The sequence below is a fragment of the Streptomyces sp. NPDC059564 genome (genome assembly GCF_042735575.1).
Taxonomy (GTDB): Bacteria; Actinomycetota; Actinomycetes; order Streptomycetales; family Streptomycetaceae; genus Streptomyces.
In genome coordinates this window covers 1-10,870 of sequence record NZ_JBHWBP010000261.1, presented here as the reverse complement: position 1 = coordinate 10,870, position 10,870 = coordinate 1, and the positions used below count along the sequence as shown (strand labels likewise).

8 protein-coding genes are annotated in these 10,870 nt (G+C 75.4%); 7 read left to right on the top strand and 1 reads right to left on the bottom strand.

From position 1 onward, the window contains the following. Positions 1 to 205: 205 nt before the first annotated feature. From murJ to ACFV0Q_RS30710, 5 genes are all read left to right on the top strand, one after another. Complete coding sequence (gene murJ, locus ACFV0Q_RS30730) at positions 206 to 1,918, top strand: murein biosynthesis integral membrane protein MurJ (protein WP_385009648.1); 1,713 nt, start codon at positions 206 to 208, stop codon at positions 1,916 to 1,918. Beyond that, on the top strand, positions 1,908 to 2,684 hold the full coding sequence (locus ACFV0Q_RS30725; RefSeq protein WP_385009646.1) for a polysaccharide deacetylase family protein: 777 nt from the start codon (positions 1,908 to 1,910) through the stop codon (positions 2,682 to 2,684). Before murJ ends, ACFV0Q_RS30725 begins: the two co-directional genes overlap by 11 nt. After that, positions 2,681 to 3,973 (top strand): glycosyltransferase, encoded by a 1,293-nt coding sequence (locus tag ACFV0Q_RS30720; protein ID WP_385009644.1) that lies wholly within the window; start codon positions 2,681 to 2,683, stop codon positions 3,971 to 3,973. Before ACFV0Q_RS30725 ends, ACFV0Q_RS30720 begins: the two co-directional genes overlap by 4 nt. 84 nt (positions 3,974 to 4,057) lie before the next feature. Continuing rightward, entirely contained in the window at positions 4,058 to 4,861 is an 804-nt protein-coding gene (locus ACFV0Q_RS30715; protein ID WP_385009642.1) for a lipopolysaccharide biosynthesis protein, read from the top strand. Next, a complete protein-coding gene (locus ACFV0Q_RS30710; protein WP_385009640.1) occupies positions 4,858 to 6,000 on the top strand; it encodes a GNAT family N-acetyltransferase in 1,143 nt (380 codons plus the stop codon). Before ACFV0Q_RS30715 ends, ACFV0Q_RS30710 begins: the two co-directional genes overlap by 4 nt. A 5-nt stretch (positions 6,001 to 6,005) precedes the next feature. Here ACFV0Q_RS30710 and ACFV0Q_RS30705 read toward each other — a convergent pair whose 3' ends face one another. Continuing rightward, entirely contained in the window at positions 6,006 to 7,688 is a 1,683-nt protein-coding gene (locus tag ACFV0Q_RS30705) for a glycosyl hydrolase (RefSeq protein WP_385009638.1), read from the bottom strand. A gap of 294 nt (positions 7,689 to 7,982) precedes the next feature. Here ACFV0Q_RS30705 and ACFV0Q_RS30700 point away from each other — a divergent pair, with 294 nt between their 5' ends. After that, positions 7,983 to 9,359 carry an ATP-grasp domain-containing protein gene (locus ACFV0Q_RS30700; protein WP_385009636.1) on the top strand — a complete coding sequence of 459 codons (1,377 nt, stop codon included), beginning with the start codon at positions 7,983 to 7,985 and terminating at the stop codon, positions 9,357 to 9,359. Positions 9,360 to 9,390: 31 nt separating this feature from the next. Continuing rightward, a complete protein-coding gene (locus tag ACFV0Q_RS30695) occupies positions 9,391 to 10,680 on the top strand; it encodes an NAD(P)-binding domain-containing protein (protein WP_385009634.1) in 1,290 nt (429 codons plus the stop codon). Positions 10,681 to 10,870 lie beyond the last annotated feature (190 nt).

Genomic DNA, 10,870 nt, shown 5'->3' with positions numbered 1-10,870 from the left:
CCCCGCCGTTCCCGGGCCGTCGGGTCCGCCGCCCGGTCCCGCCGGCTTCGGGGCGCCGGGGGAGCCCGGGCGGGTGCCGCGTGCCGACGTACAGGACGGGGCCGACGCGGTGCCCGGGTATGCCGTCGCCGGGCGGCGGTCTCCGGTGCTGGCCGGTTCCGGCGGGGACGCCGGGGGGCGGGCGGGAGCGGCCGCGCGGGGTTCCGTGGTCGCCGGGGGCGGGCCGAGGGGGCGCGCCGCCGGAGGGCGCGGGCCCTCGGCCGGTTCCTCCGGCGCCGGCGCACCGGCTCCGCTCGGGCGGTTCCTCGCCAAGGCCGCCGCCGTCACCGCCGGGCTCACCGCCGCCGGAGCCGTGTTCGGGCTCGTCCGCGACCAGACCATCGCCCACCTCTTCGGCGCCGGTCACGACAGCGACGCCTTCCTGATCGCCTGGACCGTGCCCGAGATGGCCTCGACCCTGCTGATCGAGGACGCCATGGCGCTGCTGATGGTGCCCGCCTTCAGCCACGCCCTCGCCCGCCGCGCGGCCAGCCGTGCCGGACTCACCCGCAAGGAGGCCCGCGCCGCCGATCCCGTACGGCTGCTCGTGGCGGCGACCCTGCCGCGGCTCGCGGTGCTGCTCGCCGCCGTCGCCTCCGTGCTGATCGTCGCCGCCCCGCTCGTCGTCGGCGTGCTCGCACCCGGCCTGCCCGACCCCGAACTGGCCGTCCAGTGCACCCGGATGACCGCCCTCACCGTGCTCACCTTCGGCGTCGCCGGGTACTTCAGCGCCGCCCTGCGCGCCCACCGCTCCTTCCTCCCGCCCGCCGCGATCTACGTCTCGTACAACGTCGGGATCATCGGCACGATGGTCGCCCTGCACACCCTGTGGGGCGTGCGGGCCGCCGCCGCCGGAGTCGCCGTCGGCGGCATGCTGATGGTCCTCGTCCAGCTCCCCGCCTTCATCCGCAACGTCGGCTTCGGACCCTCCCGCGCCAAGGGCGCCCCGCGCTGCCAGCGCGACCGCGACCGGCCCACCCTCATCGCCTTCGGGCTCATCGCCCCCGTCATCTTCTTCGCCGTCTTCCGGCAGTCGCAGGTCCTCGTCGAGCGGTTCCTCGCCGCCTCCCTGCCGCCCGGCGCGATCTCGCACCTCAACTACGCGCAGAAGGTCGCGCAGATGCCGATGGTGCTCTCGCTGATGATCTGCACCGTCACCTTCCCCGTAGTCGCCCAGGCCATGGCCGGCGGGGAGCGCGAGAAGGCCCGCCGCCGGGTCGAACAGGACCTGGCGCTGGCCTCCCTCGCCGTCCTCATGGGCAGCGCCCTCGTCATCGGCTACGCACCCCAGATCATCCAGGTCCTCTTCGAACGCGGGGCCTTCACCCACCAGGACACCCTCGCCACCGCCGACGTCATGCGCGTCTACGGACTCGGACTCCTCGGCCACTGCCTCGTCGGGGCGCTCTCCCGGCCCTTCTTCTCGACCGCCCGGCCCACCTGGTTCCCGGCGCTCGCGATGGGCGCCGGGCTGCTCGTCAACATCGTGGCCGGAGCCCTCGCCGTCGGCTGGTGGGGCACCTACGGCATCGCCGCCGCCAACGCCGCCGGGATCTCCACCACCGCCGCGCTCCTGCTCACCGGACTCGGCTCCCGCATCATCGCCATCCAGGTCCGCCGGGTCGCCGTCAGCATCGGCCGCCTCGCCGTCGCCGCCGTCGCCGCCTGCGGCACCGGCTGGCTCGCCGGGCCGATGATCCCCGACCCCATGCTCAGCGCCGCCCTCGGCTGCCTGCTGATCCCGGCCATGTTCGGCGCCACCGGCATGGCCATGCGGGCCATCGAAGTCACCGCCCTGCCCGCGCAGATCGCCCAGTTCACCTCTCAGCTCACCAACCGGCTGACCCAGCTCACCCAGAGGTTCCGCAATGTCCGCTGACACCGACACGGCGTCCGCCGCCGTGGAGGGCCCCGCCCGACGGTCCGCGTCGCCGTGGGTGCTGATGTACCACTCGGTCGCCGAGTTCACCGACCCCGCCGAAGACCCGTACGGGATCACCGTCACCCCCGCCGCCCTGGAGGCGCAGCTGCTGTGGCTGCGGGCCCGCAAACTGCGCGGGGTGTCCGTCGGCGAGCTGCTGCGGGCCCGGGCCGCCGGGCGCGGCCGCGGACTCGTCGGGCTCACCTTCGACGACGGCTACACCGACTTCCTCACCCACGCCCTGCCGCTGCTGCACCGCTACGACTGCACGGCCACGCTGTTCGTCCTGCCCGGGCGGCTCGGCGTGGACAACGTGTGGGACCCGCTCGGGCCGCGCAAGTCGCTGCTCACCGCCGAAGGCATCCGCGAAGTCGCGGCCGCCGGACAGGAGATCGGCTCGCACGGGCTGCTGCACCAGGACCTCACCGTCGCCCCCGACGACGTCCTCCAGCAGGAGCTGCGGGGCAGCCGCGACCTGCTGCGCGAGCTCACCGGCCGGCTGCCCGCCGGGTTCTGCTACCCGTACGGGCATCTCGACGCGAGGGTCGTCGACGCCACCCGGGCCGCCGGGTACGCGTACGCCTGCGCCATCGCCCCCGGCCGGCTCGCCGGGCCGCACGCCCTGGCGCGCACACACGTCAGCCAGGCCGACGGGCCCGCGCGGCTGTGGATCAAGCAGCTGCGGCACCGGGTGCACGAGCTGCGGCGGGTGGTCCTGCCGTGAAGGTCCTGCACATCATCACCGGGCTCGGCGTCGGCGGCGCCGAGCAGCAACTGCGGCTGCTGCTGAGGCACATGCCGATGCCGTGCGACGTCCTGACCCTGACCAACCCCGGACCGGTCGCCGAAGGGCTGCGGGCCGACGGGGTCCGCGTCGTGCACCTGGGCATGCGGGGCAACCGCGACCTGGGCGCGCTGCCGAAGCTGGTCCGGTTCATCCGGCACGGCCGCTACGACCTGGTCCACACCCACCTCTACCGGGCCTGCGTCTACGGGCGCCTCGCGGCCCGGCTCGCGGGCGTACGGGCCACCGTCGCCACCGAACACTCCCTCGGCGCGGCCGAGATCGAGGGCCGGCCGCTGACCGGCGGGGTCCGGGCCCTGTACCTGGCCGGGGAACGGCTCGGCGCGGCCACGGTCGCCGTGTCCGACACCGTGGCGGGCCGCCTGGAGGCGTGGGGCGTGCCCGCCGCCCGGATCCACGTGGTGCCGAACGGGATCGAAGCCGTCCGCTTCCGCTTCGAGGAAGGCGTACGCCGCGCCACCCGGGCCCGGACCGGGCTGCCCGAACGGGCCTTCGTGGTCGGCGGGGTCGGCAGGCTCGTCCCGGGCAAGCGGTTCGACGTACTCGTACGGGCCGTCGCCGCGCTGCCGGGGGCGCACCTGCTGCTCGCCGGGGACGGGCCGGAGCGGGCCGCGCTGCGGACGCTCGCCGCCGAGCTGGGCGCGCAGGGCCGGATCCACCTGTTGGGGGAGCGGGACCCGCTGGGCGACAGCCCGGACGGGCGCACGCCCGGGATCCCCGCGCTGCTGGCCGCCATGGACGTCTTCGTGTCCCCCTCGAAGGAGGAGGCCTTCGGGCTCGCCGTGGTCGAGGCCCTGGCCGCCGGACTGCCCGTCCTGCACGTCACCTGCCCCGCCATCGACGACCTCCCCGCCGCACAGGCGCCGGGGGCCCGGCGGATCGGGCCGGGCACGGAGGAACTCGTCGCGGCCCTGCGCGGCCACATGGAGGCCGGCGCCCGCCGCCTCCCGCCGCCGCCGGTGGTCCGCCGCTACGACATCGCGCGCAGCGCCCGCCGGCTCCTGGACGTCTACGCGCTCGCGTCGGCCGTACCGGTCCCGGCCCCGTCGGCCGCCCCCGGTCCGGCCGGCACGACCGTCGGCCCCGTCCCCGGTCCGGCCGACGCGGGGCCCGGACCCGCCCCCGGTCCGGCCGGCCACGCGCCCGCCCCCGCCGCCGCCGCGCCCGCGGCCGTCCCTGACGGCGGAGGCTCCGCGCCCCACGGCTGACCAGCCCCTTCGCACCTCCACCCCGGCCAGGGGAACGGCCTGGGGTGAACGAACTCCCCTCCACCCAGGAAGTGAGCACCGCACATGGCCGACACCGCCGACCAGAAGAAGTCCGACCAGAGGAAGCCCGACCAGAGGAAGCCCGACCAGAGGAAGCCGGACCAGAGGAAGCCCGACCAGAGGAAGCCGGACCAGAAGAAGTCCGACCACCGCTCGGGCCGCAAGCGCCGGCTGCTGCCGCCCGCGTGGTGGCCCCTGCCCGCCTGCGCCCTGCTCGGGCTGGCCGCGGGCGGGGCGTACGGGGTCCTCAAGGCCCCCGAGTACGCCGCCACCAGCTACGTCGTCGCCGTCCCCAACGAGACCACCGAACCCGCCACCGCCCTCGGCTTCGCCCAGGCCTACGGCCGGATCGCCACCAGCAGCTCCACCCTCGCCTACGCCCAGCCCCGCGCCGGCATCGACGCCCGCCGCCTGCGCACGCAGGTCCGCGCCGAAACCTCCCCCGACTCCCCGATGATCGCCATCACCGGCACGTCCAAGAGCCCCTCCGAATCCGCCGACATCGCCAACGCCGTCGCCGACGCGCTCTCCCTCAGCAGCAACCAGGCCGCCAAGAACACCGGCGTACAGCTGCTCCTGTTCAGCCAGGCCGTCGCGCCCAGCGACCCGGCCTCCCCGTCGGCACCCGTCAGCGGCGCCGTCGGACTGTGCGCGGGCGGCCTCCTCGGCGGGCTGTGGCTGCTGGCCCGCCCGGGCCGCCGCAAGCAGGAGGAGGAGCAGCAGGAGGAGCAGCAGGAGGCGCAGGCCCAGCCGGCCGTCGAGGAGTACGCCTCGCTGCCCGCCCAGGGCGAGCACTCCGAGACCAAGGAGAAGGAGTCCGTGCGATGACGGAGGGCTCCGCCGGGGCCCTGACGGTGACGATGTGCCGCGACCCCCGGCAGTTCGCCGCGCTGGAGGAGCCGTGGAACCGGCTCGTCCGCGGCTGTCCCACCGCCACCCCCTTCCAGAGCCACGCCTGGCTGCACTCGTGGTGGCTGTCGTACGGGAAGGACGGCCGGCTGCGGGTGCTGCTCGTACGGCGCGGCGCGGAACTGGTCGGCGCCGCCGCGCTGATGCTCGTACACCGGCCGCTGCCGCGGCTGGTGCCGCTCGGCGGCCCCATCACCGACTACTTCGACGTGCTCGTCGCCGACGGGTACGCGGACCAGGTCGTCCCCGCCCTGGCCCGCGGCCTGCACCGGGCGGCCCGCAGCGCCGTCGTGGACCTGCGCGAGGTACGCCCCGGCGCGGCCGCCGAGGCCCTGTACGAGGCGTGGCCCGGCGTCTCCAGGAAGCTGGCCGACTCCACCTGCATGGAGCTGCCCGCCCTGCCCTTCGACGAACTCGTCAAGCGGATGCCCGCCTCCGGCGCCCAACGGGTGCGGGCCAAGCTGCGCAAGACCGACGCCGCCGGGATCGAGGAGCACGAGGTCACCGAGGAGGAGGTGCCGCAGGCCGTCCGCACCCTGCTGCGCCTCCACGAGAAGCAGTGGCGCGGCCGCGGGGTCACCCCCGAACACCTGCGGCCCCGCTTCGCCGAGCACCTGACCCGGGCCACCCGGCGCATGGTGCGGGCCGGAGAGGGCCGGCTCACGGAGTTCCGGCTGGACGGGAAGGTGGTCGCCGCCAACGTCACGCTGCTCTGCGCCGGCCTGAGCGGCGGCTACCTGTACGGCGCCGATCCGGAGCTCAGGGACCGCAAGGTCGACGTCGCGACGCTGCTGCTGCGCCACGAGGCCGGGCGGGCCCTCGCGGAGGGCCGGCCGGTGGTGAGCTTCCTGCGCGGCAACGAACCGTACAAGAACCACTGGCGGCCCGAGACGGTCGTCAACCAGCGTTTCCTGCTGGCCACGAGCGCGCTCGCGCCCCTGATGCGGCTCCACGAGTCGCAGGTCACGGGGCGCGAACGGGCGGTGGACGCGCTGCGCGAGGCGCTGCCGGCCGCCCGGGACTGGCGGGCGCGGCTGAACGAACTGCGGGTGCGATGACCCGTCTAGAAGGGCCAGAAGCCGGAGTCCTTGCCCCAGTCGAGGCCCCAGTCGAACGTGAGGCAGACCGACTGGTTGCCGACCAGCTTGGACAGCCACTCGCCGAAGTTGAGCGGTACGCACCACTGCCTGCTGTTGTTGGGCTGCTGGGGGGCGGGGGGCTTCGGCACGGGCGAGGGCAGCGGCGAGGGGGCGACCGGGCTGGGCGGCACGGGCGCCGTGACCTCGGGGGACGGAGCCGGCGGGAACACCGGCGGGACGGAGACCTCGGGCGTCGGCGTCGGGACCACCGGCGGGACGGAGACCTCGGGCGTCGGCGTCGGCGCGGGGATCACGGGCGGGACGGTGACCTCGGGACTCGGGGTGGGTGTGGGTACCGGGACGACCGGCGGGACGGAGACCTCCGGAGTGGGCGTGGGGGTCGGCGTCGGTGTGGGCACGGGCACGGGCGCCGGCTCCGGGACGACGGGCGAGGGCGCGACCGGGGTCGGGACCTGCGGCGTCGGGACCTGCGGCGTCGGGACCTCGGGCGTGGGGACCTGAGGCGTGGGTACTTCGGGCGTGGGGACCTGCGGTGTGGGGACCTGCGGCGTCGGGATCTGCGGCGTCGGGACGACCGGCGTGGGTACGACCGGCGTGGGCACCACCGGAGTCGGGACGACCGGCGTCGGGATCACCGGCGTCGGGACCACCGGAGGCGTGGGCTCGACCGGCACCTGCGGGGTCAGCGCCTCGCGGAAGACCTTCGACGACTGCGGGTTCTGCTTGCACTGCCAGACGCCGTGCGGGCAGTAGTCGGTGATGGTGTGGTAGAGCGGCTTGTGCTGCTCGATCCACTTCAGCATGCGCCGCACGTACTCCGGGTTGTCCCCGTTGCGGAACAGCCCCCACTCCGGGTACGAGATCTCCTTGCCGTGTGCCTTCGCGAAGTCGACGTGCTGCTGGAGTCCGTACGGCTGCGTGACCTGGTCCTCGAAGGTCCGGCCCGGACCCTGGTCGTACGAATCCATGCCGATGACGTCGACGACGTCGTCACCCGGGTAGCACGTGGTCCACGCGATCGCGTCCGTCCCCCGGTTGGGGGCGAAATCGAACTTGAACCGCTGCCCGGGCACGGCCCGCATCGCGTTGACGACGCGCTTCCAGTACGCCTTCCAGTTCTCCGGGTCGGGCCCGCAGCGGTGGGTGTACGTCGTGCCGTTCATCTCCCAGCCGAGCACGATCACCGTGTCCGGCACGCCCAGCGCCACCAGCCGCTGCGCCAGCTTCGTGAAGTGCCGGTCGTACTGGCCCTCCGCGCCCGCCCTGATCAGCTGGGCCACCTGCCAGTCGGGCACCCGGCCCTCGTTGCGGGCCTGCATGGGGACGTTGAGGACGAACATCCGGTCGTCCTCGGCCTGCCGCCACTCGGCCCAGTCCGCGAGGAAGGGCACGTTGCCCTCGATGCCCGCCCACTGGTCACCGGGCAGATACGTGTGCCCGACCCGGATCTCCCTGCCGCCCAGCCAGCGCGACAGGTGCGGGATCCGGGCGACCCCGGACGGCCCGTAGTCGAGATAGGCGCCCATGGCGATGTCGGAGCCCCTGGGTTCCTCCTCCGGTGCCGCGAGGGCGGCGCCGGAGGCGAGCAGCCCGGCCGTCACCGTACCGATGCAGGTGCTCGCCAGTCGGTGGCGTGGTCTGGGCATGGCGTCTCCCGAGCTTTCCTGAACCGGTGTGCTTGCCAACGACGTTAGACATCACATCTGACGAATGGCCTGTCCGATGGCCTTTGCATAGGCCATTCGCAGCTGCGCACCCTCCCCGCTTGGTCCGACTAGGTGAAAGACACCGTTTCCATGCACGCGTTCGCCAACCATGTGCCCGCTGTTCTGCTCAGACTCGATCGGAATCCGTTCCACCACGGAACCCTCGGCGCCGTCAGATCCCTGGGGCGGGGGGGCGTGGAGGTCCATGCCGTCGTCGAAGCCGGGGGAGGTCCCATGGGGCGTTCGCGATACCTGCGTGCCGCGCACCCCGGGCCGGAAGGCGGGCTCGACCCCGAAGCGCCCGAGGTGCTGCTGGAGTGCCTGACCGGGGTGTCCGAGCGGATCGGCCGGCCGGCCGTGCTCATCGCCATGGACGACCTCAGCGCCATCGCCGTGTCGCGGGTGGCGCCGATGCTGACGGACCGTTTCCGGATCCCCCATCAGCCCGACGACCTGCCCGCCCGGGTGGCCGACAAGGCGGAACTGTCGCGGCTCTGCGCCCGTTGGGACGTCCCCCACCCGGAGACCGTGATCCCGGCGGGCGGGCCCGAGGCGGCGGAGGCCGCCTGGCGGCTCGGCCTGCCGGTGGTGGCGAAGTGGAGCCGGCCGTGGCTGCTGCCGGCCGGCGCCGGGCTGCGCAGCACCACGCTGGTGCACACCGCCGCCGAGGCACGACGGCTCTACGAACGCTCCGCCGAGGCCGGGAGCCGGCTGCTGCTCCAGCGGTTCCTGCCCGCCGGGCCGGACACCGACTGGTTCTTCCACGGCGCCTTCGGCCGGGGCGGGCACCCGCTGCTCGCCGGGTCGGGGCGCAAGGAGCTGTCCTGGCCGGTGCGGACGGGGCTGACGGCGGTGGGGCGGTGGCTGCCGGACCCGGCCGTGGAGGAGGCGGGGCTGCGGCTCGCCGAACGGCTGGGCTACCAGGGGATCCTGGACCTCGACTTCCGCCGCGACGAGCGCGGCACCTTCCGGCTGGTGGACTTCAACCCGCGCCCCGGGGCGCAGTTCCGGCTGTTCACCGACGACTTCGGGCTCGACGTGGTCCAGGCGATGTACCTGGATCTGACGGGGCAACGGGTCCCGGAGCCGGCGGGCGGCCCCGGCCGGGTGTTCGTCGCGGAGAACTACGCCCTGCTCGCGGCGGTCCGGACCCGCCGCACGCCTCCGGCGGCCCCGCGCGCCAGGCCCGGCACCGCCGCCGCTCCGGCGCCCGGCCGGGCGGGGGCTCCGACCGCACCCCAGGCCCGCGTACCGGCCCCGCCCGGCGAAGGGCGTACGGGGGACGCGGGCGCGGCCCCGCCCCGCGACGGGCACGCCCGCCCCGCGCCGGGCCCCGTGGCCCGCCGGGAGCGGCGGGGGCGGGTGGAGGCGGCCTGGTTCGCCGCCGATGACCTGGGGCCGTTCCTCGCGATGCTCGGGGCCTTCCTGGGGCGCGGCCTCGGCAAGGGGGCCCGCGCCCTGCGCGGCGTACCCGAGCAGGGGCGGCGTACGGCCCGCGCCGTACGGGCGCCCCGCCAGCGCGGCGGCGAACGGCCGCAGCCGCCGGCCCGCCGGCTTCCGCCGGAAGCCCCCGAGGCCCCGGCGGAGCCGGACGAACTGGTGACGCGGTGACCATGGAGCTGGAGGAGTGGCCGTGAGGCGGATGGACGATCTCGTGGTGATCGGCGCGGGCCCGTACGGGCTGTCGATCGCCGCGCACGCGGCTGCGGCCGGGCTCGGGGTGCGGATCCTGGGGCGCCCCATGGCGTCCTGGCGGGACCACATGCCCGAGGGCATGTACCTCAAGTCGGAGCCCTGGTCGTCCAGCCTCTCCGCGCCCGGCGGCCGCCACACCCTCGCCGAGTACTGCGCGACGCGCGGCCTGGCAGCCGAGCACGGCAGTCCGCTGCCCATCGGCACCTTCAGCGCGTACGGGCTCTGGTTCGCCCGGAACGCCGGCCTGCCCGAGGTGGAGGAGACCACCGTCACCGAGGTCAGCCCCCACGGCGACGGCTTCCTCGTCCGCACCGCCGACGGCCCGCCCCGGCCCGCCCGTACGGTGGCCGTGGCGGTCGGGGTGATGCCCTTCACCCGGTACCCGGAGGCGCTGCGCGACCTGCCCCCGGGCCACTGCTCGCACAGCAGCGGTCACCGCGACCTGTCCCGGTTCGCCGGGCGGGAGGTGGCCGTCCTGGGCGCCGGGCAGGCCGCCCTGGAGACCGCCGCGCTGCTCGCGGAGGCGGGCGCCCGGCCCTGCCTGGTGGCCCGGCGGACCCGGCTGAACTGGAACACCGCCCCGCAGCCGCTTCGGCGCTCCCCGCTGCGGGCCCTGCGCGACCCGCACAGCGGACTCGGCACGGGCTGGCGCAGCTGGGTGTGGTCGGAGCTGCCCTGGGCGGTGCGCCGGCTGCCCGCGCCGACCCGGGAGCGGATCGCCGCCACCGCGCTGGGGCCCGCCGGGGCCTGGTGGCTGCGGGACCGCTTCGAACGGCGGGTGCCGACCCTGCTCGGACACCACCTGCACCGGGCGGTCGCGGTCGGGGACCGGACCCGGCTCGGGCTGACCACCGCCGCAGGGGAGTCCGTCGTACTGGACACCGCGCACGTCATCGCGGCCACCGGCTTCGCCCCCGACCTGGCCCGGCTGGAACTCCTCGACGCCGGACTGCGGGCCGCGCTGGCCACCGTGGGGGACGGCGGGACCCCGGAGCTGAGCCCCGGGTTCGAGTCTTCGTGGCCCGGGCTGTTCTTCGCGGGGCTGCTGACCGCTCCCTCGTTCGGACCTTCCATGCGATTCGTACACGGCGCGGGGTTCACGGCGGGGAGACTGGTGAAAGGAGTCCTCGGGCGTCTCGGCGCCCGCGGCCCGCTGACCGGCACCACCCACGGCGCCGGCCCGGACCGGGCCGCCGCCGGGCAATCCGACGACGTATCTCCGCTGAGATCCACCTGAGAGGGGTCCGCGATGGGCGCCGAGCGAGCACAGGGCGGCCGTGGCTGGGTGCGCATCCCCGCCAGCCGCGGGGAGCAGTCCCCGGCCGGGGCGGCCGCGGGCCCACCGTACGCACCGCGCCCGGCCGGGGCGGCGGCCGCGGGCACCCCGTACGCACCGCGATCCTCCGGTACCGGCGGGGCCCCGGGGG

What these genes read in the sequence shown, in the direction of transcription:
- ACFV0Q_RS30725 (WP_385009646.1), top strand. Translation starts at nt 1,908, where the DNA reads ATGTCCGCTGACACCGACACGGCGTCCGCCGCCGTGGAGGGCCCCGCC.
- ACFV0Q_RS30715 (WP_385009642.1), top strand. Translation starts at nt 4,058, where the DNA reads ATGGCCGACACCGCCGACCAGAAGAAGTCCGACCAGAGGAAGCCCGAC.
- ACFV0Q_RS30710 (WP_385009640.1), top strand. Translation starts at nt 4,858, where the DNA reads ATGACGGAGGGCTCCGCCGGGGCCCTGACGGTGACGATGTGCCGCGAC.
- ACFV0Q_RS30705 (WP_385009638.1), bottom strand. Translation starts at nt 7,688, where the DNA reads ATGCCCAGACCACGCCACCGACTGGCGAGCACCTGCATCGGTACGGTG.
- ACFV0Q_RS30700 (WP_385009636.1), top strand. Translation starts at nt 7,983, where the DNA reads ATGGGGCGTTCGCGATACCTGCGTGCCGCGCACCCCGGGCCGGAAGGC.
- ACFV0Q_RS30695 (WP_385009634.1), top strand. Translation starts at nt 9,391, where the DNA reads ATGGACGATCTCGTGGTGATCGGCGCGGGCCCGTACGGGCTGTCGATC.